Annotated in this window: 23 protein-coding genes, 1 tRNA gene and 1 pseudogene; 12 read left to right on the forward strand and 13 right to left on the reverse strand. The window is 64.0% G+C overall.

Translation table 11 applies throughout. The features are described 5' to 3' along the window. Positions 1-68: 68 nt before the first annotated feature. The 4 genes from LRS53_RS19565 to LRS53_RS19575 all read right to left on the reverse strand — a co-directional run bounded on the left by LRS53_RS19565 (position 69) and on the right by LRS53_RS19575 (position 2,685). Positions 69-269: a hypothetical protein gene (locus tag LRS53_RS19565; RefSeq protein WP_231357022.1), complete on the reverse strand. Its 201-nt coding sequence runs from the start codon at positions 267-269 to the stop codon at positions 69-71. Positions 270-356: 87 nt separating this feature from the next. Beyond that, positions 357-596 carry an antitoxin Xre/MbcA/ParS toxin-binding domain-containing protein gene (locus LRS53_RS24040; protein WP_442968537.1) on the reverse strand — a complete coding sequence of 80 codons (240 nt, stop codon included), beginning with the start codon at positions 594-596 and terminating at the stop codon, positions 357-359. Positions 597-823: 227 nt separating this feature from the next. Further along, positions 824-2,203, reverse strand: coding sequence for a DEAD/DEAH box helicase (locus LRS53_RS19570; RefSeq protein WP_231357023.1), 1,380 nt, complete (start codon positions 2,201-2,203; stop codon positions 824-826). Then, the gene (locus LRS53_RS19575; protein ID WP_231357024.1) at positions 2,200-2,685 is read right to left on the reverse strand and encodes a hypothetical protein; all 486 of its coding nucleotides are present in this window, start codon (positions 2,683-2,685) and stop codon (positions 2,200-2,202) included. Before LRS53_RS19575 ends, LRS53_RS19570 begins: the two co-directional genes overlap by 4 nt. A gap of 187 nt (positions 2,686-2,872) precedes the next feature. On the opposite strand from LRS53_RS19575, the gene LRS53_RS19580 reads away from it, so the two are divergent. The 3 genes and pseudogenes from LRS53_RS19580 (at position 2,873) to LRS53_RS24050 (ending at position 4,212) form a co-directional block, all read left to right on the forward strand. Continuing rightward, a complete protein-coding gene (locus tag LRS53_RS19580) occupies positions 2,873-3,109 on the forward strand; it encodes a helix-turn-helix domain-containing protein (protein ID WP_231357025.1) in 237 nt (78 codons plus the stop codon). A 155-nt stretch (positions 3,110-3,264) separates the two neighbouring features. Next, positions 3,265-3,384, forward strand: a pseudogene (locus tag LRS53_RS24045) (Y-family DNA polymerase); the annotation flags it as partial. A gap of 84 nt (positions 3,385-3,468) precedes the next feature. Then, positions 3,469-4,212: a DUF4113 domain-containing protein gene (locus tag LRS53_RS24050; protein WP_442968538.1), complete on the forward strand. Its 744-nt coding sequence runs from the start codon at positions 3,469-3,471 to the stop codon at positions 4,210-4,212. A 15-nt stretch (positions 4,213-4,227) separates the two neighbouring features. On the opposite strand, the gene cycA is transcribed toward LRS53_RS24050, so the two are convergent. Further along, positions 4,228-5,607, reverse strand: a complete 1,380-nt coding sequence (gene cycA, locus LRS53_RS19590; protein ID WP_064307395.1) for a D-serine/D-alanine/glycine transporter — start codon at positions 5,605-5,607, stop codon at positions 4,228-4,230. A gap of 358 nt (positions 5,608-5,965) precedes the next feature. Here cycA and LRS53_RS19600 point away from each other — a divergent pair, with 358 nt between their 5' ends. Continuing rightward, entirely contained in the window at positions 5,966-8,035 is a 2,070-nt protein-coding gene (locus LRS53_RS19600) for an ATP-binding protein (protein WP_442968539.1), read from the forward strand. A 101-nt stretch (positions 8,036-8,136) separates the two neighbouring features. Here the strand turns inward: LRS53_RS19600 and LRS53_RS19605 are convergent. Further along, positions 8,137-8,210, reverse strand: a tRNA-Gly gene (locus LRS53_RS19605). Between the two features lie 134 nt (positions 8,211-8,344). On the opposite strand from LRS53_RS19605, the gene LRS53_RS19610 reads away from it, so the two are divergent. From LRS53_RS19610 to LRS53_RS19625, 4 genes are all read left to right on the forward strand, one after another. Then, positions 8,345-9,406, forward strand: a complete 1,062-nt coding sequence (locus LRS53_RS19610; RefSeq protein WP_231357026.1) for a M4 family metallopeptidase — start codon at positions 8,345-8,347, stop codon at positions 9,404-9,406. Between the two features lie 12 nt (positions 9,407-9,418). Further along, on the forward strand, positions 9,419-9,754 hold the full coding sequence (locus LRS53_RS19615) for a protealysin inhibitor emfourin (protein WP_017640065.1): 336 nt from the start codon (positions 9,419-9,421) through the stop codon (positions 9,752-9,754). A 209-nt stretch (positions 9,755-9,963) separates the two neighbouring features. After that, positions 9,964-10,593 carry a SatD family protein gene (locus LRS53_RS19620; RefSeq protein ID WP_231357027.1) on the forward strand — a complete coding sequence of 210 codons (630 nt, stop codon included), beginning with the start codon at positions 9,964-9,966 and terminating at the stop codon, positions 10,591-10,593. Then, positions 10,590-11,051 carry a hypothetical protein gene (locus LRS53_RS19625; RefSeq protein ID WP_231357028.1) on the forward strand — a complete coding sequence of 154 codons (462 nt, stop codon included), beginning with the start codon at positions 10,590-10,592 and terminating at the stop codon, positions 11,049-11,051. The genes LRS53_RS19620 and LRS53_RS19625 overlap by 4 nt, the downstream gene beginning before the upstream one ends. Before the next feature lie 2 nt (positions 11,052-11,053). On the opposite strand, the gene LRS53_RS19630 is transcribed toward LRS53_RS19625, so the two are convergent. Next, the gene (locus LRS53_RS19630; RefSeq protein ID WP_231357029.1) at positions 11,054-12,085 is read right to left on the reverse strand and encodes an MBL fold metallo-hydrolase; all 1,032 of its coding nucleotides are present in this window, start codon (positions 12,083-12,085) and stop codon (positions 11,054-11,056) included. 221 nt (positions 12,086-12,306) lie between these two features. Here LRS53_RS19630 and LRS53_RS19635 point away from each other — a divergent pair, with 221 nt between their 5' ends. Continuing rightward, on the forward strand, positions 12,307-12,921 hold the full coding sequence (locus LRS53_RS19635; protein WP_231357030.1) for a pseudouridine synthase: 615 nt from the start codon (positions 12,307-12,309) through the stop codon (positions 12,919-12,921). Between the two features lie 9 nt (positions 12,922-12,930). Here LRS53_RS19635 and LRS53_RS19640 read toward each other — a convergent pair whose 3' ends face one another. Together LRS53_RS19640 and LRS53_RS19645 are read right to left on the reverse strand one after the other, a co-directional pair. Then, positions 12,931-13,896: a hypothetical protein gene (locus LRS53_RS19640; RefSeq protein WP_231357031.1), complete on the reverse strand. Its 966-nt coding sequence runs from the start codon at positions 13,894-13,896 to the stop codon at positions 12,931-12,933. Between the two features lie 62 nt (positions 13,897-13,958). Next, the gene (locus LRS53_RS19645; RefSeq protein ID WP_231357032.1) at positions 13,959-14,558 is read right to left on the reverse strand and encodes a LysE/ArgO family amino acid transporter; all 600 of its coding nucleotides are present in this window, start codon (positions 14,556-14,558) and stop codon (positions 13,959-13,961) included. A gap of 97 nt (positions 14,559-14,655) precedes the next feature. Between LRS53_RS19645 and LRS53_RS19650 the strand changes: the two genes are divergently transcribed. After that, the gene (locus tag LRS53_RS19650; RefSeq protein ID WP_231357033.1) at positions 14,656-15,543 is read left to right on the forward strand and encodes a LysR family transcriptional regulator ArgP; all 888 of its coding nucleotides are present in this window, start codon (positions 14,656-14,658) and stop codon (positions 15,541-15,543) included. Positions 15,544-15,624: 81 nt separating this feature from the next. Then, positions 15,625-16,569: an NAD-dependent epimerase/dehydratase family protein gene (locus LRS53_RS19655; protein WP_231357034.1), complete on the forward strand. Its 945-nt coding sequence runs from the start codon at positions 15,625-15,627 to the stop codon at positions 16,567-16,569. Here LRS53_RS19655 and LRS53_RS19660 read toward each other — a convergent pair. Further along, positions 16,545-16,841 carry a hypothetical protein gene (locus LRS53_RS19660; protein ID WP_231357035.1) on the reverse strand — a complete coding sequence of 99 codons (297 nt, stop codon included), beginning with the start codon at positions 16,839-16,841 and terminating at the stop codon, positions 16,545-16,547. The two genes, LRS53_RS19655 and LRS53_RS19660, sit on opposite strands and share 25 nt — an antisense overlap. Before the next feature lie 252 nt (positions 16,842-17,093). Between LRS53_RS19660 and LRS53_RS19665 the strand changes: the two genes are divergently transcribed. After that, entirely contained in the window at positions 17,094-17,948 is an 855-nt protein-coding gene (locus tag LRS53_RS19665; RefSeq protein ID WP_231357036.1) for an ATPase, read from the forward strand. Here LRS53_RS19665 and LRS53_RS19670 read toward each other — a convergent pair. The 3 genes from LRS53_RS19670 to LRS53_RS19680 are packed head-to-tail and all read right to left on the reverse strand — an operon-like array spanning position 17,929 to position 21,593. Then, positions 17,929-18,993, reverse strand: a complete 1,065-nt coding sequence (locus tag LRS53_RS19670) for an ion transporter (RefSeq protein ID WP_231357037.1) — start codon at positions 18,991-18,993, stop codon at positions 17,929-17,931. The genes LRS53_RS19665 and LRS53_RS19670 overlap by 20 nt on opposite strands. After that, positions 18,990-19,550 carry a cob(I)yrinic acid a,c-diamide adenosyltransferase gene (locus tag LRS53_RS19675; protein ID WP_231357038.1) on the reverse strand — a complete coding sequence of 187 codons (561 nt, stop codon included), beginning with the start codon at positions 19,548-19,550 and terminating at the stop codon, positions 18,990-18,992. The genes LRS53_RS19670 and LRS53_RS19675 overlap by 4 nt, the downstream gene beginning before the upstream one ends. Before the next feature lie 21 nt (positions 19,551-19,571). Then, positions 19,572-21,593 (reverse strand): sensor histidine kinase, encoded by a 2,022-nt coding sequence (locus LRS53_RS19680; protein WP_064307382.1) that lies wholly within the window; start codon positions 21,591-21,593, stop codon positions 19,572-19,574. Positions 21,594-21,620 lie beyond the last annotated feature (27 nt).

Here is a 21,620-nt window from a genome sequence, read left to right on the forward strand (position 1 = left end):
GGTGTGCTTAACGGTGCGCCGTCTTAAACAGTAGCGTTGCATTACGGCCAGTAGTTTGATAGATGATCTTATTCTGTATCATCTTCACCGGCGGTTTTTTTGCTGCGGGCAAAGTTACTATGTTCCATGTCTAGTTCGGCTTCGTAAGCGCCAGTGCGATCCTGTTGCATGAAGCGCTCCTTAAGCCCGCTGGCCGCAATTTTTTGCAGGGCAGCTTCAATGGTAACGGTACTCTCAGTGGTTCGGTATTTTGAACGGTGTTTGGTCATGCATAGCCCCTGCTATCTTCTTCAAAAAATTCCACCTGACATCAGAAATATTTCAAATGTTCGGCTTTAACATGATGATGGTCGTTTTTATATGTATACTCCGTAATCTATTCTTGTTAATAAAAGCTGAATTTCAAGGTATCCGGATTTTTGATTAAGCGCCTGGCAGGGAGAGGCGCCATTGAGGCCCCGTGCTGGCGACTCAAACCATCGCAGCGCGGATTTATAACTACCTAGAATTTCGATTGCCTTATATAAAATGTGGGTCTGCTGAATCAAATAGTTTCTTTGCTTTAGGCTCCAGCAAGCGTGTGAAATTGGCGGCATCTTTATAAAAATCACGCTATTATTTTCTATGGAGTGCACAGAAAATCGCTGCTCAGTTACTGGTTTATTCGTTTGCACTTCGTTTCTGTAACGCAGAGCTTTTAAGGTGATATGATGAATTGGGTGCCGGAGGACTTCGTTGGCAATGGCTCATCTTGTTGCCTCCCCCTCCGGTTTTCCCTCTTGCCAAGACTCTTTTGAAATTCATTCATTGCGAGTTGACCGGTTCAGTACAAAGAAAGTATCTCGGTTCTGAAGTCCTTTGAAAGCTCTACGTGAAATAAAATATCCTCACTGACCGTGACGTCGAAATCCTCTACGGCGCTGAGTCGTCCTATTTTTACGTCGAGGTGATCAGAGCTTAATTCCCATTCATCATTGCATGGTGCGCGAAGATTTTCATCGCTACGTTTTGAAATCTGCACATTTTCCAAGACGGTGACGTCGTCAGGAAGGTCTTGAGAAATACGTTGTGAAAATTCAAGCAAAGAGGGTTCGGCTAAGATGTACAGCCAAGCGCGGTTATCCTCATCTCCAATGCGTCGAAGAATCCGCCCTAATACCTGGCGATAGTGTAGTTCAGTGCGTATTCGACTTAGGTAGCAACAAACCTGTAAGCGAGGTATGTCAGTTCCCTCGCTGATCATCCCTACTGCAATAATCCATCTACCTGTCCCGTTTCTAAAGCCTTCAATGACTTGGTGCGCGTTTGGCGTCCGGTTTGTCACAACAACGCAATCTTCACCACTCTGCCTCAAAGCTGCAGCGATCTGGTTGGCATGGCGAATGTTTGTCGCCACTATCAATCCTCCCGCATTAGGAACGGTCTTGCGTACCTCTTCAAGCCGGCTTTGCCCAAGGGAGAGAATCTTTTCTATCAGTTCTGGGTGACTGAGGAGTTTTTCGAATGAAATCGGGCTCTCATTTAGAAGCTGGGCGATACTGCGATGAGTAGTGACAATTGGAGCGCTATCTGACTGCTCAGTGAGGCGTATGGAGTTATTATCCAAGACCACGATGCGGGGTGTGCGGCAAACTCTGTCGGATACGGCTTCCCTAAGTCCATAAGTGAAGTCGCAGACTAGACGGCCTTCAGGATTCGAGTACCTAGCCAAAACAATGGCCCGCTCGTCGGAGCGCCAAGGAGTTCCGGATAGAGCAAGCGTAAACGTGGCTTTGTCCTGCAATCTTTGTAGAATTGTCTGGCCCCACGCGTTACTGAGAAGGGGGTCATGACCTGCGCAATGATGGATTTCATCAAAGATTGCTAACACACGGTAATCTTCCACCAATTTCCAAAATGCAGCCGATCGGTAGTCCATGGCTTGATATGTCGACGCAACACCTGCGGATCCCAGCTGCCCATTAAAGGGTAGACCGAGTACTTTGGAAAAGGTCTTTTCTAATCCATCCACCACCTGACAAGAAGGGGCGAAGCAGAGAACAAGATCAATTAAGCCGGCCTTCAACATTTCTTTCGCTAGTTCTGCTGCCATCCTGCTTTTCCCTGATCCGGGGGTGGCTTGGCAGAAAAAATGAGCAGAAGAGCGGTAATGCTCCATGGCGGCTGTAATACAAGCTTGTTGCCATTCACGCAGTTCTTTCATTGCACAACTAATATCTTAAGTGTGTTTTCAATAGCGCGGAGGTGACCCAAGAGCTTTGAGCTGCGATCTCTGGCTTCCAAGTAGTCGCCTTCAATTTGGGTTCTAAGTACTGGTATCTCAGTAAACAATTGCTTGTATCTCTCTGCTTCGCCCATCGCAGTAAGCATGTCTAAACGAATTTCCTTAGCCAGCGACTCTAAGTGCTCTGTTGGACTCCAATGACACTGATGGTTACTTGCTCTAACTATTGATTGATCGGAAACTGCGTCTGTATCTGTAGTAGTGGCTTTAGCATCAATAAGGACCAAAGTGATGTCTGGCGGCATGGTCATCACATGAAAGATTTGATTACGCCTGCGCTTGATTGAGTCTTGGCCCACCCACCCCATACGCACGAGACGCCGGACCTGATCATAGATGTAGCGCCAAAGATCCAAACCTTCGGCCAGTCCGCGTGAGCGAATGGCGTACGAATCGCTCAATGACCGAATCGTAAATTGTCGGCACCGCTCATCCGTGAGCAGCTCATAAAGCTGCCTGTCCAGCCTGAATATTGCGGATTTCATACGAGCGCCCAGTATCGCTGAAGCTAGCGAAATGCGGATTATAATCCGTCGCGTGCGTTCTTGGAAACGACTGATAGTCCCGCCTTGGTCACAAGAGGCGGATATGCAGGCGCTGGCGAAGGATCTCGGGGAAAGAATTCGAGAGAAGAGGTTATCTGTAGGGATGTCTCAAGACGCGCTCGCCTTCGCTTGCGGGATAGATCGCAGCTATATGGGCCGAGTGGAAAGGGGCGAGGTCAATATCACGATCGAGAAACTGTATCGCATAGCCATTCAGCTCAGATGTCAGCCGCATACCCTACTGCCTCGCCTGCAGCGTCAGCCTACATCAGTTGAGTAGTGGTGCCACGTGCGCAGGTATGGACATTGCACCGCGAGCTGCAATCAGGTTCGCTGTTACCTGTGGACGCTTTGCGCGTCTCGCGAGCACAGCTGTGACGCGTGATTGAGTGTGTCCATAGTGCACTAACTTACCTTTAGCGCGACGAGGTATTCGCCGATCTGGCCGGCCTGCCCGAGCCCCTGGACGCCCTCGGCCACCGCCTGCAGGCGCGGGTGCAGAAATGGACGGGCATCCCGGTCAGCGTCGGCATCGCCGGCACCAAGACCCTGGCCAAGCTGGCCAATGCCGCCGCCAAGCGCTGGCCGGAGCGCACCGGTGGCGTGCTGGATCTGCGCGATCCGGTGGTGCATGACTGGGTGCTGAAGCATTCGCCGATCGAAGATGTCTGGGGTGTCGGCCGGCGCCTGGCCGAGCGGCTGCGGGGGCAGGGCATCACCACTGCCTGGGAATTGGCGGCGCAGGATGCCTGGTCCTTGCGCCAGCGCTACAGCGTGGTGCTGGAAAAGACCGCGCGGGAATTGCGCGGGCTGGCCTGCCTGAGCTTGGAAGAACTGGAAGCGCCGCGGCAGACCATCTGCAGCAGCCGCATGTTCGGTCGTCGCCAGTACCAGTTCGGCGCCCTGGCCGAGGCGGTGGCCAGCTACACTGCCCGCGCCGCGGAAAAGCTGCGCGCCCAGGGTTCGCTCTGTCGCACCCTGAGGGTCAGCATCCAGACCGGCATGCACGGCGCCGACGAGGCTCGCTATGCCAATGCCGCCCTGCTCAATCTGCCGGTGCCCAGCGACGACACCCGGGTACTCAACGATTATGCCCAGTCCGGCCTGCGCGAGATCTTTCGCGACGGCTTCGGCTATGCCAAGGCCGAGGTGTTGCTGCTCGATCTCTACGGCCGTAGCGAGGTGGCCGCGGATCTCTTCGCTTCCGCACCGGATCCGGCCGCTACCCGGCTGATGGCGACGCTGGACGCCATCAACGGCAAGTTCGGTCGCGAAACCCTGCGTCCAGCCCGGATTCCCCGGGATCCCGCCTGGCAGATGCGTCGCGACCTGCTCAGCCCGCGCTACACCACCCGCCTCGATGAACTCTGGTCGGTGGGTTGAGCGGGCAGCGCCGGTCTAGCCGCCGCGTAGCGTCCGCCCGCGCCACCAGTAGCCCACCCCCAGCAGCAGGAACCACAGCGGACTGGCCAGCAGCGCCTGGCGGGTGTCGTCCTGCAGGGTCAGCAAGACCAGCACCGCGGCGAAGAAGGCCAGCACCCCGTAGCACACCCAGCGCCCGCCGGGCAGGCGAAAGGCCGAGGCGGCATGGCGTTCTGGGCGGTTGCGGCGGTACGCCAGCCAGGCCAGCAGGATCAGCGACCAGACGAACATGAACAGCACCGCCGCCAGGGTGGTGACCAGGGTGAAGGCGGTAACCAGGTTGGGGATCAGGTAGATCAGCACCGTGCCCAGCAGCAGGCACAGGCAGGACAGTACCAGTCCGCGCGCCGGTACCGCCGCTCGCGAAAGCTGGGTGAGGCCGCGGGGCGCGTGGCCTTCGCGGGCCAGGCCATAGAGCATGCGGCTGGTGGAGAAGATGCCGCTGTTGGCCGAGGAGGTGGCCGAGGTCAGCACCACGAAGTTGATCAGGCTGGCGGCCATGGGCACGCCGGCCAGCACGAAGAGTTCGACGAAGGGACTCTTGTCCGGCACCACCTGGCGCCAGGGCGTCACCGCCATGATCACCACCAGCGCCAACACATAGAACACCAGGATGCGCACCGGAATGGAGTTGATGGCGCGGGGCAGGTTGCGCCGGGGATCGGCGGTCTCGGCGGCGGTGGTGCCCACCAGCTCGATGCCGACAAAGGCGAACACGGCGATCTGGAAACCGGCGAAGAAGCCGCCCAGCCCCATGGGGAAGAAGCCGCCGTCGTTCCACAGATTGCTCAGGCTCGCCACGTTGCCCGAGGGCGACTGGAAACCCCAGAGCACCAGGCCGAAGCCGGTGACGATCAGGGCGCAGATGGCGACGATCTTGATCAGCGCGAACCAGAATTCCAGTTCGCCGAAGAGTCGCACCGTGACCAGGTTGAGGCCCAGCAGGAGCAGCACGCAGAGCAGCGCTGGGATCCAGGGCGCGAGGCTGGGAAACCAGAACTGGGCATAGGCGGCGATGGCGATGACATCGGCGATGGCGGTGACTATCCAGCAGAACCAGTAGGTCCAACCGCAGAAGAAGCCGGCCCAGGGCCCGAGCAGGTCGGTGCAGAAGTCGATGAAGGACTTGTACTCCAGATCCGACAGCAGCAGTTCGCCCAGGGCGCGCATGACAAAGAACAGCGCGCTGCCGATGATCAGATAGACCAGCAGGATCGAGGGACCGGCCAGGGCGATGGTCTTGCCCGAGCCCATGAACAGGCCGGTGCCGATGGCGCCGCCGATGGCGATCAGTTGCAGATGGCGATTGGACAGGCTGCGTTGCAGCCCCTCGGGCGGGGTGGAAGACGCGGACATGACGAGCGGATACCTGACAGCGACAGCGGGGGCCACACGGTAAGAGATGCACGTCGCCGGTGCCAGTCGTTTCACCGGGACAGCATGCCGCAGGGCCGGCCCGACCATCGATGGGCAGGGCTGCGCCGTCGGTCACCTGGAACTCTGGCAGGGACTCCCGTACCTGCCTATCATGGGCATCCGGACGCCTTGCAGAGGGTCCGGACGGCCACGAGATCCCTCAGTGCCTCTGCCAGTGAGTCGTTCCTTGTCCTACCTAGAAACCTTCGCCTGGGAATCCACGCCGCTGGTTGGCCGTGCTGGCTGGCCCGTCGCGCTACGGACCACCTACGATCTGCTGATGGCCTCGCCCTTCGCCATGTGCGCCACCTGGGGCGCCGAGCAGACGCTGATCTACAACCACGCCTACGCCCCCTTTCTCGGTGCGCGGCATCCCGCGGCACTGGGGCAGCCGATCCACGAGGTCTGGGTGGAGCTGTGGGACGAGATCGCCCCGCTGATCGACCGGGCACGCGCCGGCGAGGCGCTGCACTTCGTCGACAAGCACTTCGTGATGACCCGCAACGGCTATCCCGAGGACACCTACTGGAGCTTTTCCTATAGTCCGCTGCGTGACGGCGGGCGCATCGTCGGCATGCTCAACATCACCACCGAGACCACCGCCAGCGTCCAGGCCCATCGCCAGCGCGACATCGCCGAAGCCGCGCTGCGCCGACACAACCTGACCCTCGAACAGGAGCTCTCGGCGCGCATCGACGAACGCGACAGCGCCCGTGCCGCGAAGAGCAGCGTGCTGGCGGCGGCCGAACGGGTGCAGCTGGCCCTGGCCGCCGGCGCCATCATCGGCACCTGGTACTGGGATCTACCCACCGACAGATTCACCGTCGACGAAGCCTTCGCCAGCCACTTCGGCCTGGACCCGGCGCTGGGCCGTGATGGGCTGAGCCTGGCGCAGGTGGTCGCCAACGTGCATCCGGACGACCAGGCGGGCCTGGCCGCGGCCATCGCCGACGTGCTCGGACGCGGCGGGCGCTATGCCCACCAGTACCGGGTGCGCCGCAGGGACGGTCGCTACTACTGGCTGGAGGCCAACGGCCATGTCGAGCTGGCAGCGGACGGCACCCCGCTGCGCTTTCCCGGCGTGCTGCTGGACGTGGACGCCCGCCGGGCCCTGGCCGACGAGCGTGACCGTGCCCTGGCGGAGCTGCGCGACCTGACCGCCACCCTGGAGCAGCGCGTCGAAGAGCGCACCGCAGACCTCCGCCGCTCGGAAGAAGCCCTGCGCCAGTCGCAAAAAATGGAAGCGGTCGGCCAGCTCACCGGTGGCCTGGCCCACGACTTCAACAACCTGCTCGCCGGAATCTCCGGCAGCCTCGACCTCATGGGCCTGCGCATCGGCCAGGGGCGCTTCACTGAGCTGGAAAAATACCTGCTGGCCGCCCAGGGCAGCGCCAAGCGCGCCGCCGCCCTGACCCATCGCCTGCTGGCCTTCGCTCGCCGCCAGACCCTGGCCCCGGAGGCCACGGTGGTCAACCAGCTGGTGGGCGGCATGCTCGATCTGGTGCAGCGCACCGTGGGGCCCGCCATCCAGGTGCAGTTCACCAGTCTGCCGGACGACCAGCCGCTGTTGGTGGATCAGTCCCAGCTGGAGAATGCCCTGCTCAATCTGTGCATCAACGCCCGCGATGCCATGCCCAACGGTGGGCGCATCCTCATCGCCGCCAGCTATCGCACCCTCGGTGACGGAGATACCCGCGATTTCGAGCTGCCACCTGGACGCTATCTACACCTGAGCGTGACCGATACCGGCAGCGGCATGACAGCGGAGGTCGCCGCCAAGGCCTTCGAGCCCTTCTTCACCACCAAGCCCATGGGCCAGGGCACGGGCCTGGGGTTGTCGATGATCTATGGCTTCGCCCGCCAGTCCGGCGGTCAGCTGCGGCTGCGCTCGACGCCGGAGGAGGGCACCACCGTCTGCCTTTACTTGCCACTGCGGCCGGTAGAGCAGCCAGGCGAGACGCCTCTGGCGGACGGGCGACCCTGTCCGCTGGAAGGCGCCAATGCCACGGTGCTGGTGGTCGACGACGAACCCACGGTGCGCATGCTGGTGACCGATCTGCTGCGCGAGCTGGGCTACGTCATCATCGAGGCCGCCGACGGCGCCGGCGGCCTGGAAGTGCTGCACTCCGATGCCCGTATCGACCTGCTGGTGACCGACGTCGGCCTGCCCGGCGGCATGAACGGCCGCCAACTGGCCGACGCCGCCCGCGTCCACCGCCCGGCGCTCAAGGTCCTGTTCATCACCGGCTTCGCCGAAACCTCGCTGCTCAGCGACGGCCATCTGGAACCCGGCATGGCGATCCTGACCAAGCCCTTCGCGGTGGAGGCTCTGGCGCAGCGGGTGAAGGGGTTGGTGGACGTAGGGTAAGCCCCATGTCGTCCAGGCTGAACCGCACGGAAATGAGGGCCGGAAACGCAACGGCCCCCAATCAGCTGGTCCGCAAGGACTGATTGGAGGCCGTCTGGATCTGGAGCGGGCGAAGGGAATCGAACCCTCGTCATGAGCTTGGGAAGCTCAGGTAATGCCATTATACGACGCCCGCGTGGGGTGCCTTTGTACCAGAAGCCTGCCTCCGGGTGAAGAGGCGGGAGTCGTCTGGTCGTTTCGTGGTCCAATCAGCAGGACCGCACGCTGCGGTGATCGGGGACCTTTGTCCCCCAGAGGAGGAGGGCGCGCATGTCTCGTAACCCGGGCACCTACCAGGGGGTGATTCCCCCCTACATTCTTGGTCGCATCATCGATCATGGCGACGAACACCAGCGTTCCTGCGCCCTGACCACCCTGAGTCACGTCCAGAGTCTGCTGCACAATCCCGGTCGTCCCGGGGTGCGCCAGGCCCCGGTCGGGGCTCTGCCGCGCACCGATGACGCCAGTCCGCAGCGCAGCATCTTCGATGCCGGCAATGCCATGCAGCTGCCCGGGCGGCTGGTGCGCCAGGAGGGGCAGCCGCCGCTGAGCGACGTAGCGGTGGACGAGGCCTATGACTACCTGGGCGCCACCTTCAAATTCTTCAACGAAGTCTTCGGCCGCAATTCCATCGATGGCCAGGGCCTGCCGCTCGCCGGCACCGTCCACTATGGCCAGGAGTACCAGAACGCCTTCTGGAACGGCGAACAGATGGTATTCGGCGACGGTGATGGCGAGATCTTCAACCGTTTCACCATCGCCCTGGATGTCATCGCTCACGAACTGGTGCATGGCGTCACCGAGAGCGAGGCGGGGCTGGTGTACTTCAACCAGTCCGGTGCGCTCAACGAGTCGGTGTCCGATGTCTTCGGCATCCTGGTCAAGCAGTATGAACTCAAGCAGACCGCTGCCGAGGCGGACTGGATCATCGGCGCCGGGCTGCTCACCCAAAAGATCAACGGCAAGGGCCTGAGGTCCATGGCCGAACCGGGCACCGCCTACGACGATCCGACCCTGGGCAAGGACCCCCAGCCCGGGCATATGCGCGACTACATCGAGACCCGCGAAGACAACGGCGGCGTCCACCTTAACTCGGGCATTCCCAATCGGGCCTTCTACCTGGCGGCGCTGGCCCTGGGTGGTCATGCCTGGGAAAAGGCCGGACCGATCTGGTACGACACCCTCTGCGACAGCCGCCTGGCCAACGATGCGGATTTCGCCGCCTTCGCCCGCTTGACCGTCTCCAACGCCGGTCGCCGCTTCGGTGCCGAGTCGGCCGAGGTCCAGGCCGTCGAGGAAGCCTGGGCCGGTGTAGGCGTCACCCTTAGCTAGAGGAACAGGGCAATGCGCGAACTTCCCCCGCTGGGCAAGGACACCGTGGTACGGCTCTCGCGCCAGGGCGGCTTCGCGCCCCTGCATGCGCTGAGCAAACCGCGGGAGATCGAATTCGGCCAATACGACAGCGCCCAGCGCGGGCGCATCTGCTCGGTGTTGGAACGCTGTCTGCCGGAATCCGGCGAACCGACCCAGGTCGGGCGTGGCGATCAGCGCTATTTCAAGGTGGAGCTGCGCTTTCGCCCGCAACCCGCCGAGCAGGAAGACGAACTGACCCTGCTGATCCCCGAGGACCGGGCGCCCAGCGAACTGGTGCGGCTTTGGGATAAGGGGCTGGTAGAGTAACCAGAATCAACGGGCGGAAGCGGCGAGGCGTTGAGGGTGTCCTCAAAAGCTCTGGCGGCCTTTGTCTCTTGCCTGCTGGTTACTGGTGATAGCTAACACTAGGCGAGTCATACCATTTTTGGGTAAAAAGTGCTTGTTGACCCTTTTTTAGTTACATCACGAAAATGACCCCAAAGCAGGTAAAAACCGCCAGAACGCTCGCAGTGGTAATGGGCGACTTGGTGCACAGCGAGCACGCCGCCGATATTGCGCAGTTACACAAGGCCTTCAATGAAGCGGTAGTGCAGCACAACAGGCGTTATGCCGACGTCTTGGCATCACCGCTGACCATCACCCTTGGAGACGAATTTCAGGGTCTGGTGACCTCCTTGAATGCCGGCGCTCGGCTGTTGCGTGACATCAGGCTGGATCTCCTGCAGCGCGATATCGACTGCCGCTTCGTCCTGGGGCTGGCCCGGATAGAAACGGCGGTGAATCCGCAACAGGCCTGGAACATGATGGGGCCGGGCCTTAGCCGCAGTCGGCACAAGCTCAATGAAAAGCGTGCGCTCTGCCGCTATGGTTTCTCGCTGCCACAGGAGCCACTGCTGGAGATCGCCCTCGATGCGCTAGGGGTTGGCTTGACGGTTATCGAGAAGGGTTGGACGCAACGTCAGTTGAGCGATATCGCGGCACTCTTGAACGGACAGTCGCCAGCGGAGCTGGCAGAGCAGCGTCAGGTATCGGTCCATAGCATCTACAAGGTACGTACCTCCGGTCACTTCGACGCCTATAGCCAACAGTGGAACGCCGTGCTGGAGGTACTGGCAGATCTGGATCGCAGGGAGGCTGAACAGTGAACGGGTTGCTGCAGGGATTGCATGCACTGGCCTATACGCTCTTTGCCTTGGTCCTGTTGACCGAGCTCGGCAATGCCTTGTGTCGCAGGATGCTCATCCGCATGCAGCGGCCAGGGGTGCCAGACTCAGCCGTCGATGGCGCCTTTTCCGCGGGACGCCTCATCGGTTGGCTCGAGCGCCTGGTGTTGGCTGCGGGACTGCTGAGCAACAGCTGGGAAATCCTCGCGGCGGTGATAGCGCTCAAGACCGTCGCTTGCTTCAAGGAGCTGGATCAGCGGGACTTTGCCGAATACTTTCTGGTCGGTTCGCTGTTCAGCATTCTCTGGGCCATCGTGGTCACCGGGGCCTGGATGCTCTATGACCAGCATTGGGGAATCGGTATGAGAGCCACCCTCATGGATTGGCTCAGCGCTTCCTCTCTACCGCCTTTGATCGAAACAGCAAAGGTCGGCGGCTGACCTCAGGGCACCGACCAGACCTCACCCGGTGCCAGCGTCCTGAATGCCTCGTCCGCCAGCCCATGCAGTGTCCGGGCATGGGCCAGATCGCGGGGCGGTGCGAACTGCCCTTCGTCGCTCAGGGGAAAGGTGCCGAAGTGGATGCCCAGACTGCTGGCAGCGCCCAGCGCCTGATGGGCGCGTACGGCATCGTCCGGGTTCAGGTGGCTGTCCTGCATGAACCAGCGGGGTTCATAGGCGCCAATGGGCAACGCGGCGAAGCGCGGTGCGCCGAGGCGTTCGCGGATCTGCGCGAAGTGCGGACCCCAGCCGGTATCGCCGGCGAAATAGACCGGCCCGGTCGGCGCTTCCAGCACGAAGCCACCCCACAGCCGCCGATTGGTGTCGAAGCGACTGCGCGCCGACCAGTGCTGGCCAGGCACCAGGTGCAGGCGTATGCCGTCCTTGAGCGGCAGACTCTGCCACCAGTCCAGTTCGCTGACCGTGACGAAGCCGGTCTCGCGGCGGATCAGCTCGGCATTGCCCAGGGGCGTCACCACCGGTGTCAGGGGCGCGCGCTCGGCCAGGCGCCGCAGGGTCGCCAGATCCATATGGTCGTAGTGGCTGTGGCTGACGAAGATCAGGTCCAGCGGCGGCAGGTCATCCAGGGCCACGCCGGGGGCGTGATAGCGCCGGGGCCCGATGAAGCTGAAGGGACTGACCCGCGCCGACCACACCGGATCGGCGAGGATGTTGAGGCCCTGGTGCTGGATCAGCAGGGTGGCGTGGTTGACGAAGGTCACCCGCAACTCACCGCCCTCGACCCGCGTCGCCGGTCGTGTCGGCACGGCTGGGCCGTCCTGCCAGGTCCACTCGGGACGGGTGCGGGTGAACTGCCATTTCAGCAGCGTCCAGAGACTCTTGTCCTCGCGTGGCGCCAGGTTGTGGAAGCGCGCGCCGTCGAAATGATCGGAGCGCGGACCCTCGTAGGCGGACGAAGCGCAACCGGCCAGGGTGAGCAGGTGGATCAGCCACAGCGGACGAAAGATGCGCATGGGACCTCGGAGGAATAGACTGGGCGATCCAGATTACCTTTAAGAGCCTATTCAAAGTCTGCTGCGCGTCGGCCAAACGGCGTTGAAAATGTCCTGGATCGCCAGCCCGGTCGGAATGCTCATTTACTCTTTGTAAACTCCGCTTCCTCAGACATTTTCGCCTTGTTTGGCTCTAGCTCGCGAGCCTTTGTACAGGCTCTTACTAACCGCCATCGATCCCCATGTCGCGAAATACCCGTTCCACCCCCGGTCAGCGGCCCCGTCGCCAGGCCAAGGCACCGCCGGTCACGCCGCGGCTGCTGCTGCTCAACAAGCCCTTCGATGTGCTCACCCAATTCGCCGACGCTGACGGCCGCGCGACCCTGAAGGCCTTCGTTGCGGTGCCAGGGGTCTATCCCGCCGGCCGTCTGGATCGCGACAGCGAAGGCCTGCTCCTGCTGACCAACGATGGCCAGTTGCAGGCGCGCATCGCCGATCCCCGGCACAAGCTGCCCAAGACCTACCTGGCCCAGGTGGAGGGCACTCCCAGTGACGAGCAGTTGCAGCGCCTGCGCCAGGGCGTCGAACTCAATGACGGCCCCACGCTGCCGGCCGAAGCCCGCCTGCTGGGCGAGCCGCCGGTGCTCTGGGAGCGCGATCCGCCGGTGCGCTTTCGCAAGAGCGTGCCAACCGCCTGGATCGAGCTGACCATCCGCGAAGGCCGCAATCGCCAGGTGCGCCGCATGACCGCTGCTGTCGGCCTGCCGACCCTGCGCCTGGTGCGGGTACGCATCGGTCCCTGGGCGCTGGACGACCTGGCACCGGGGCAATGGCGCGAGGTACCGGCGCAGCTCTAGCGCCGCACCTCAGTCCTGCCGCTGGCTGGCGGCCTCCTGCAGATCGCCGGCGATGTCGGCGAGGCGGCGGCTGACGTCCTTGAGTACCTGCGGATCGATGTCGCGCGCTGGCTGACCTGGTTCGGTCAGCAACTGACTGGCCAGCAGGGCGCTGAGGGCGCCGATTTCGTTGGCCTGGTGGCGCAGGTCGTGGGTGTGCTGCACGGCGGCCTCGCGCAGGAGATTGGTGCTGAGGGTCAGGCGGCCCAGTTCGTCATCGCGCCCGCCGGGTAGGCGCTCGCCGAAGCGTCCGCGGGCCAGCAGCCCCAGTTGCCGGGCGCAGGCCACTAGCGGATCCACCAGTCGACGCTCCACCAGCCGTACCCCGAGGAACAGCAGGCCGCCGCCACAGAGCAGCAGGGCCAGGCCAGCGAGCAGGATGTCGCGCTGGGCCTCGGCGCGGATGGCGGCGATCTGCGCGGCGGTGCGTCCATGTAGGTCGTCGACTAGGGCGGCGAAGCCCTCGGCGGTCTCCCGGTCGATACCACGGACCTCGGCATCGCCGCGGCGCGGATCGCGGTCATGGGCCAGATAGGCGGCATGGCCGGCGCGATAGCGCTCGCCCAGGCGTACGTGCTGGGCACGCAAGGCCTGGAGTCGTGGTTGCAGTTCGGGGTCGACGTGGGTGGCCAGCTGTTGCAGGCGCTGGTCGACCTCCGCTTCGCGGGTCAGAAAGGCCTGCCAGTAGCGTTCGGCGGTCGCGGCATCGCCACCGCGCAAGAGAAAGTTCTTCCACTCCTGCACCTGGATCTTGAAGGTCAGGTGGGTGTCGTCGATCTCCACCAGCCGCTCCAGCGGCCCTTCGATCAGGTGCTGGTAGCGGTGCAGCTCGCGGGAGAGCAGGCCGAAGCCGGCCAGGGCGATCAGCAGCATCAGCAGCAGACTGCCGCCAAACAGGAGCAGGCTCTGACTACGGAGCGAGCGGGCGAAGGGCATGTGGACTCTCGACAGAAAACGCAGAGCCGCAGCTTAGGGCGCTCGCCCGGCGAAGACCAGCCTCAGGTCGAGACCAGCAACTGCACCGCGACGGCGAACATCACCAGCGCCACCAGCAGATCGATCAGCCGCCACACCCCCGGGCGGGCCAGATAGGGCGCGGCCCAGGCAGCGCCCAGGGCGAGACCGAAGAACCACAGCATGGAGGCCGTGGCCGCGCCGAAGACATAGGCCAGGGGCGCGGCCTGCTGGCTGCCCAGGGAGCCTACCAGCAGCACCGTGTCCAGATAGACATGGGGGTTGAGCAGGGAGACGGCGGCGGCGGCGAGCAGCGCCTGGCGCCGGCTGCGCGGACTCGTGGTCTCCAGACTGCCCATTGCCGCCGGCTTCCAGGCCCGCCGTAGCGCCTGGGCGCCATACCAGATGAGAAAGGCCGCGCCGCCCCAGCGCAGGATGACCACCAGCAGCGGGCTGTGCTGGATCAGCGCGGCCAGCCCCAGCACGCCAGCGGCCACCAGGATGACATCGCAGGTCAGGCAGAAGGCGGCAATGGCCAGATGGTGCTCGCGGCGCAATCCCTGGGCCAGCAGATAGGTGTTCTGGGCGCCCAGCGCCATGATGAGACTGGCCATGGTCAAGAGGCCGGTGAAGTAGCTGTTCATTGCGGAGCTTGCCTTGTCATCCTGGAATGGCTGCCACCTTGCCGGGACTGGGTGTATAAGAAAAACCAATATTCCTTATGCAGCATTAGCCAGATCGATGATCGACTACAAATTGCTGGAAGCCCTGGCGGTGGTGGTGGAAGAGGGCGGCTTCGAGCGGGCGGCGCGGCGTTTGGGCCTGTCGCAATCGGCGGTGTCCCAACGCATCAAGCTGCTCGAAGCCCGGGTCGGCCAGGCGGTGCTGGTCCGGGAAACGCCGCCCCAGCCGACGGCGCCGGGTCTGCGCCTGCTGCGCCATATCCAGCAGGTGCGGCTGCTGGAGGCCGATCTGGGCAGCGAGGTGCCGGGGTTGGCCGAGGAGGCGCCACAGCGACTGCGCATCGCCCTCAATGCCGACAGCCTGGCCAACTGGTGGCCGCTGGCGGTCGGTCCCTGGGTCAGGGCGCAGGGCGTACTGCTGGATCTGGTGGTGGAGGATCAGGATGTAGTGCTCAGGCGCATGCGCGCTGGCGAAGTGGCCGCCTGTCTCTGCGCCAACGGCCAGCCATTGGCCGGGGCGCGGGTCAGCGCCCTGGGTGCCATGCGCTACCGGGCCCTGGCCAGCCCGGAATTCCGCACGCGGCAATTGGCCGGGTTGCCTGATCCTCAGGCCCTGGCGCGGGCGCCCGCCATCGTCTTCGGCCCGGATGACCGCTTACAGCATCGCTATCTGGAGCAGCTCGGCGTCACCCAGCCCTTCGACTACCATCTCTGTCCTTCCGCCGAGGGCTTCCTGCAGATGACCCTGGGCGGTATCGGCTGGGGGCTCCTGCCAGATATCCAGAGCGCGGCCGCCCAGGCGCGCGGCGAGCTGGTGGATCTGGCGCCCGGCCAATGGGTGGACGTCCCCCTGTTCTGGCACCGCTGGCGCAACGGTGGCGCCGCCTTGCAGGCCCTGACCCGGCACCTTGAACAGGTTGCCGGTCAGTGGCTGGTGCGCGACTAGCGGCGGCTGTCGAAAGCTTTGGTTACACTGGCCGATGGGTCGCCGCGGGCGACCGCGGATAGCTTCGGGAATCCTAGCGAGATGCGTATCTTGATCACGGGCGCCAGCGAGGCGCTCGGTGCGGGCCTGGCCTGCGATCTGCTCGACCGCGGCCAACTGGTGCGGGTGCACGGCCGTCCCGGTGCGACCCTGGATGCCCTGGTCGAGCGTGGCGCCGATTATCATCCCGCCTTGCTCGACCAGTCCGCGCAGGTGCTGGCGCTGTGCGACGACATCGACGCCATCGCCCACTGCACCGACGTGGCCGGCGTGCCGAGCGCGGCCGATCTGGACCACGGCCAGGTGCTGATCGAAGCCGCCCTGCAGCAGCAGGTCGCGCAATTCGTCTATGTGTCGTCCGCCCGTGTCTATGAACGGGGTGGCGAGGCGCTCAAGGAAGACCAGGTGCCGGCCAAGCCCAAGGGCCGTGAGGCCCAGCGCCGTCTGCAACTGGAGCGCCTGGCCCTGGCCGCCGGTGAATTCGGCCCTCAGGTCACGGTGTTGCGGCCGGCCCAGGTGCTCGGCCTGGCCGATCGCGACTGGGCGCGCGGGCTGCTGGAGCAGGCCAAGGCCAAACAACTGGGGCGCCGCGGCAACGGCCTCAATCGCTGGGACTTCACCAGTGCCGGCAATCTGCGCCAGGCGCTGGTGACGCTGCTGCTGGAGCAGCCGGCGGCGGCTAGCGGCAAGGTGTTCAACCTCAGCGACGGCCAGCCGCTGGTGTGCTGGGATGCGGTCAACTTCCTGCTGCGGCGCTTCGAGCTGCCTGCGGTGACCGAGGCGAAGACCCTGAGTCCACGCGCGCTCTATGCGCGGCTGCGTACCCTGCGCCAGGAAGCTCGCTGGCCCGACTTGCTCGACAGTCCCTTCACCCTCGACATCCGCGCCGCCCAGGAGGCCTTCGGCTTTCGTCCGGAGGCCGCCTCCTGGACAGCATTGGAGGAATATCGTCCAGCTCGGCGTCAGCCGCGCAGCGGGCCGGTGTAGCGGCGAGTGGCCGCGAGAAATTCCTGGCTGACATAGGTCGAGCCTGCCATCTCCGCCATGGACGGCAGAGGGGTCACCACCGGCATCAAGCCGCTCAGCCTCGCCAGGCGCTCGCCGAGTTCACGGGTTTCAGGATCGTCCGAGGCCTGGCTGGCCGCCAGCATTCGCGGAACCGCCTCGGCTTCGTCGAAGCGAATCACCATGCCTTGCTCCTGCCGCAGTCGACGACGCAGTGCGCCGAGGCAATCGAAGAACGCCTTGTTGTATTCCATGCTCACCTCCCGTTTGGCTTGAGGTTGGTCGTGACGCAAATCACGTACCAGGAGCGCTGGCGCCAGGAACAGCGGGGCTTGGTAGGGCTACCGCGGCTGCTTCTGCGTCGTGATGGCGCAGTGATGTCGACGCAGACTGCGTTTCGGTGCACGATCCCGCAACGAAAGCCTCGGCCGACTGCCCCGCGTCGGCCGTGACGACCGTTATACTGGCCGCCATTCCGTCTTTTCGCCTCTGCTCACAGGTCTGCCATGCGCAACGATCTTCTCGATGAAATGGACAACGTCCCGAGCCTGACACCGGAGCGCGACGACCGTCGCCCCGTTGGTCGCCGGCCGGTCGAGGCCGACGAGGTCTATCACGAGCCTGCCGCCGTTCATGCCCGCCCGGTCCGGCGCGGCCCCTCCACGGCGCCGCTGTGGGTACTGGTCGCCGCCCTGACCCTGGCCCTGGCCGGCGTCGCCTGGTGGAGTCACCAGCAACTGGTGCTGATGCAGGAGCAGGTGGTGGCCACCCAGGAGAACTTCGCGCGCATCAGCGAGGATGCCCAAGGCCGGCTGCGTGACATCTCCGGCAAGCTGGTGGAAAGCGAATCCTCCGGCACCACCAGCCGCGAAGCCTTGCTGCTGCAGGTCAAGACGCTGCAGACCAAGGTCGCCGAACTCACGCGTCAGCAGCAGGGGGTGAGCGACAACCAGCAGGCCCAGGACAATCGCCTGCAGAATCTGTCCACCGCCGTGCAGACGGTACAGACCGGCAGTGGCGAGGTGGACACCCGGCTGAAGGCCCTGGCCGAGGAACAGGCGGCGCTGAAGAATGGCCTGGCGCAGACCGGCAGCCTGGCCGAGCAGGTCGCCAGCCTGACCGCGCAGAACAAGGCGCTGCAGGCGGACATCGCCGCCTTGAAGAAACCCAGTGCCCAGAGTCAGGCCCTGGGCGTGATGCAGCAGGACCTGCTGGTGCTGCGCAGCGAGCTGGACGCCCGCCCGGTCGGACCGGACAGCAAGGAATTCGACGCCTTCCGCCTGCAGACCACCCGCAACATCACCACCCTGCAGACCCAGGTGCAGAATCTGCAGCAGCAGATCAGCGCCGGGGCGCGTTGATCGGATCGATCTCGCTACGCTGCCATTCCTGCGGCCAGAGCTCGCCATCGAGTTGGGCGAGCCGGCGCTGCAGGACCTTCTGCTTGAACACTTCGAGGATCTCCACCAGCACCTCGTCCAGGGCATTGTCCTGGGCGCCGCTGGGCAGACTCTGATCGAAGCCGTGATCGGCCAGGCGACTGGCCAGGGCGCGGAAGTCGCGGGTGCGCAGACTGGCCGCCGCCTCCCGTACCAGGCCGTTGACGATATCGGTGAGCACCCCGTCCAGGGTGTCGGCCAGGCGCTCGCCCATGGGCAGCCGCTTGAGGCGGGCCAGGTCGGGGTTCTCGTCCAGGGCACGTTGCACCACGTCGCCTACCAGCCGTTCCAGGGTGGCGCGATTCTGGCTGTAGCCCTGTTCCACCATCGCCTGGATGCGCAGCGCCATGCCGTCGATCAGCCGCTGCTTGCGCGGGCGGATGACGCGGTCGATGACGCTCTGGGAGAAGTCGTCGCGGGTATTCAGCTCGTCCTGCAGTTCACCGCAGATCTTGATCATCACCCGATCCGACAGGTCCTCCATAAGCAGCTGGTAGTAGTGGTTGAACAGCCGATAGGGCCGCCAGCCGCGCATGTCGATCAGTCCCAGGCGTTGCAGGCGCAGGAGCAGCGAGACGATGCGTAGCGCCCGCAGCAGCCGGAAGCCACCCAGGGGAATGCAGCCGAGCACGTCGTACCAGTGGATGAAGGGATAGTGGTACCAGCGCGCATGGCGGCGCTCGACCACCGCCACCAGCCAGCCCAGCAGTACGTCGGCGATGAAGAAGGCGACGAACACCAGGTCGATGCGGGTGAAGTGGGCGTGGATGCGTTCGCCATAGAAGGCGTGGAAACCGGGCAGCACGGCGGCCAGGGCCTGGTTGAGCGGCCCCAGGGCATAGAGGCTGTCGAACAGGATCAGCGCCAGGTTCACGCAGACCAGGATCAGGATGAGGCCGTCCCAGAGGGCCAGCAGCCCCTCGTGGCGACGCGCGGGTGGCGCGGCGGGCGTGGCCGGCGCGCTCATGGCCGCGCGGCCTGCCAGAGCACCTCGCTCACCCCCTGGCGCCGGGCGACGATGCGCGCGGCGACGAACAGCAGGTCGGACAGGCGATTGAGATAGGGCAGGCCCTGGCCTTCCAGGGGTTCCACCGCATGCAGGCTACGGCAGCGCCGCTCGGCGCTACGGGCCAGGGTGCGGCAGACATGGGCCTGGGCCACGGCGCGGGAACCGCCGGGCAGGATGAAATTCTCCAGCGGCCCCAGCTCGGCGTTCCAGCGATCGATGGCGCCTTCCAGGCGTTGGATCTCCACCGGCTGCAGGGCGCGATAGCTGGGCATGGCCAGTTCGCCGCCAAGGTCGAACAACCGGTGCTGGCAGGGCGCCAGAGCCTCGCTCACCTCGACCAGGCGAGCGTCCTCCGCCAGCTCGGCGAGCAACAGGCCCAGGGCGCTGTTGAGTTCGTCCACCGCACCGATGGCCTCGATGCGCGGATGGTCCTTGGGCACCCGGCTGCCGTCGGCGAGCCCGGTATCGCCGGCGTCGCCCTGGCGGGTGTAGATCTCGGTGAGGCGAAAACCCATGGCGTGGCTCCTGGCTGGGTCCTAGACGGATTCGAAATCGGCCTGGACGAGGGGCAGGCGTAGGGTGAAGCAGGTCCCTACGCCAGGCGTGGAGTGCACCTCCATCTGCCCCTTGTGGTTATTGGTGATGATGAAGTACGACACCGACAGGCCCAGGCCGGTGCCCTGGCCCACCTCCTTGGTGGTGAAGAAGGGCTCGAAGATGCGTTTGCAGATGTCTTCGGGGATGCCGATGCCATTGTCTTCCACCTGGATCTCCGCCCAGCCGCCGCGTAGCTTGGTGCGCAAGGTGATGCGACCGTATTCGCCTTCTTCCTCGTCGTCGCGCAGATGGATGGCCTGGGCGGCGTTCTTCAGCAGATTGAGCAGCACCTGTTCCAGCTCGTTGGCGATCACCGGCACCGGTCCCAGGGCCGGGTCGAATTCGCGGAGGATCGACAGGGTGCGGAAGTCGAAGCCCTCGGCCAGGTCGAAGTCGTTGCCGGCGATCTCGATGGCCTGGTCGATCAGCGGCGGCAGCTCGCTGGCTTCCATCTTGCGATTGCTGCGGCGGCTGAAGGCGAGCATGTGGCTGACGATCTTGGCCGCGCGACTGCCGGCCTGGTGGATGCCGTCCAGCAGGCGCGGGATCTGCCGACTCTCCAGGTAGCAATTCACCGCATTGAGCTCGACGCCGGATTCGGCCGCCTGCTCGAGATTCTTCGGCAACTCCGGCGACAGGCGCCGGCGGATGTTCTGCACATTGTGCAGGATGGCGCCCAAGGGATTGTTGATCTCGTGGGCCATGCCGGCCGCCAGGCCACCCACCGAGAGCATCTTTTCCGACTGCACCATCATCTCTTCCATGTTCAGGCGCTGGGTGATGTCGTCGATACGGATCACCACGCCGCGCCCGGCGCCACCCATCAGCGGGTAGAAGGTCAGGGTGTAGTGACGTGGGGTGTCGGTCAGCGCCCAGGTCACTCGCTCCACCTTTTCCACCCGCAGCAATTCGGCGGTACGACTCAGTTGCGGCAGGAAGGGCTTGAGCGAGGGAAAGGCGAGAAACACCGGCTGGTTCAGGGCTTCGTCCAGCTGGGTGCCGGAGAGGTGGGTGGCTTCCTGGTTCCACTGGGTGACGTAGAACTGCTCGTCCACCGCGATCAGCGCCGAGGGCATGGAGTCGATGATGCTGTTGAGGTAGTTCTGGAAGCCGGTGAGCTTCTTCTCGATCTTGCCGCGGACCTGCACCTCCAGTTCCAGCTTGCGGTTGGAGCGGCGGGTTTCCTCGGCCAGACTCTGGGCCTGCAGCACCGCGTACTGGGCATCGTCGCGAGCGCGCTTGAGCTGTTGCTCGCGACCCTGGATGCGGCCGAGCATGGTGTTGAGGGACTCCGCCAGACGGCCCAGCTCGTCCTCGCTACCCTTGCTGGCGCGTAGCGAATAGTTTTCCTCGCGGGTTACCTGGCGCGAGAGTTCTTCCAATTCGCGGATCGGCAGGGTGATGAGTCGCTTGATCTGCCGGGCCACCACCAGCCAGAGCAGGATGCTGAAGGTCAGGATCGCCAGGCTGGCGGTCAGGGTACCGCGATAGAAGGCCCCTGGCAGTTCGCTGCTGGCCACCAGCAGCAGGTGTCCGGGCGCGCCCTCGGGGCGCGGCAGCTCCACCAGCAGGTTGGTGCGGAATTCCCGCAGGCGCCAGGTCTGCAGCTCTTCGAAGCGCGCCGGCACCTGCAGCCGATCGCCGTTGTGCAACTCGGCCAGGCGCTGACCCTGGCTGTCGTAGACCGCAGCCAGGCGCAGCGGCGCATAGCCGTCCAGTTGCCGCAACTGCACCTCGGCCGCCGCTGGCGAGGCCAGCACCTCACGGCTGAGCACCGGACTGGCGAACAGCCGGCCCAGGGTCTGCAGCGCCTGGGGCGCCACGCTTTCCTGGGAGATCCAGTAGGCGGCGCTGATAAAGGTCACATTGGCCACCACCAGCACCGCGACCATCATCACCAGCAGGGCGGCCAGCAACTTGCGGCCGACCGGGAGATTCTTCAGGCGTTTGGCGAGGATCATGGCGCAGCCGTGGCAACAGGGAAGCGG

Source organism: Pseudomonas sp. PLB05 (assembly GCF_021106615.1).
Taxonomy (GTDB): domain Bacteria; phylum Pseudomonadota; class Gammaproteobacteria; order Pseudomonadales; family Pseudomonadaceae; genus Chryseomonas; species Chryseomonas benzopyrenica.

What these genes read in the sequence shown, in the direction of transcription:
- cycA (WP_064307395.1), bottom strand. Translation starts at nt 5,607, where the DNA reads ATGTCCGCGTCTTCCACCCCGCCCGAGGGGCTGCAACGCAGCCTGTCC.
- LRS53_RS19635 (WP_231357030.1), top strand. Translation starts at nt 12,307, where the DNA reads ATGTCGCGAAATACCCGTTCCACCCCCGGTCAGCGGCCCCGTCGCCAG.
- LRS53_RS19615 (WP_017640065.1), top strand. Translation starts at nt 9,419, where the DNA reads ATGCGCGAACTTCCCCCGCTGGGCAAGGACACCGTGGTACGGCTCTCG.
- LRS53_RS24040 (WP_442968537.1), bottom strand. Translation starts at nt 596, where the DNA reads ATGCCGCCAATTTCACACGCTTGCTGGAGCCTAAAGCAAAGAAACTAT.
- LRS53_RS19640 (WP_231357031.1), bottom strand. Translation starts at nt 13,896, where the DNA reads ATGCCCTTCGCCCGCTCGCTCCGTAGTCAGAGCCTGCTCCTGTTTGGC.
- LRS53_RS19570 (WP_231357023.1), bottom strand. Translation starts at nt 2,203, where the DNA reads ATGAAAGAACTGCGTGAATGGCAACAAGCTTGTATTACAGCCGCCATG.
- LRS53_RS19650 (WP_231357033.1), top strand. Translation starts at nt 14,656, where the DNA reads ATGATCGACTACAAATTGCTGGAAGCCCTGGCGGTGGTGGTGGAAGAG.
- LRS53_RS19645 (WP_231357032.1), bottom strand. Translation starts at nt 14,558, where the DNA reads ATGAACAGCTACTTCACCGGCCTCTTGACCATGGCCAGTCTCATCATG.
- LRS53_RS19665 (WP_231357036.1), top strand. Translation starts at nt 17,094, where the DNA reads ATGCGCAACGATCTTCTCGATGAAATGGACAACGTCCCGAGCCTGACA.
- LRS53_RS19610 (WP_231357026.1), top strand. Translation starts at nt 8,345, where the DNA reads ATGTCTCGTAACCCGGGCACCTACCAGGGGGTGATTCCCCCCTACATT.
- LRS53_RS19670 (WP_231357037.1), bottom strand. Translation starts at nt 18,993, where the DNA reads ATGAGCGCGCCGGCCACGCCCGCCGCGCCACCCGCGCGTCGCCACGAG.
- LRS53_RS19660 (WP_231357035.1), bottom strand. Translation starts at nt 16,841, where the DNA reads ATGGAATACAACAAGGCGTTCTTCGATTGCCTCGGCGCACTGCGTCGT.
- LRS53_RS19675 (WP_231357038.1), bottom strand. Translation starts at nt 19,550, where the DNA reads ATGGGTTTTCGCCTCACCGAGATCTACACCCGCCAGGGCGACGCCGGC.
- LRS53_RS19630 (WP_231357029.1), bottom strand. Translation starts at nt 12,085, where the DNA reads ATGCGCATCTTTCGTCCGCTGTGGCTGATCCACCTGCTCACCCTGGCC.
- LRS53_RS19600 (WP_442968539.1), top strand. Translation starts at nt 5,966, where the DNA reads ATGTGCGCCACCTGGGGCGCCGAGCAGACGCTGATCTACAACCACGCC.
- LRS53_RS19680 (WP_064307382.1), bottom strand. Translation starts at nt 21,593, where the DNA reads ATGATCCTCGCCAAACGCCTGAAGAATCTCCCGGTCGGCCGCAAGTTG.
- LRS53_RS19655 (WP_231357034.1), top strand. Translation starts at nt 15,625, where the DNA reads ATGCGTATCTTGATCACGGGCGCCAGCGAGGCGCTCGGTGCGGGCCTG.
- LRS53_RS19620 (WP_231357027.1), top strand. Translation starts at nt 9,964, where the DNA reads ATGGGCGACTTGGTGCACAGCGAGCACGCCGCCGATATTGCGCAGTTA.
- LRS53_RS19565 (WP_231357022.1), bottom strand. Translation starts at nt 269, where the DNA reads ATGACCAAACACCGTTCAAAATACCGAACCACTGAGAGTACCGTTACC.
- LRS53_RS19580 (WP_231357025.1), top strand. Translation starts at nt 2,873, where the DNA reads ATGCAGGCGCTGGCGAAGGATCTCGGGGAAAGAATTCGAGAGAAGAGG.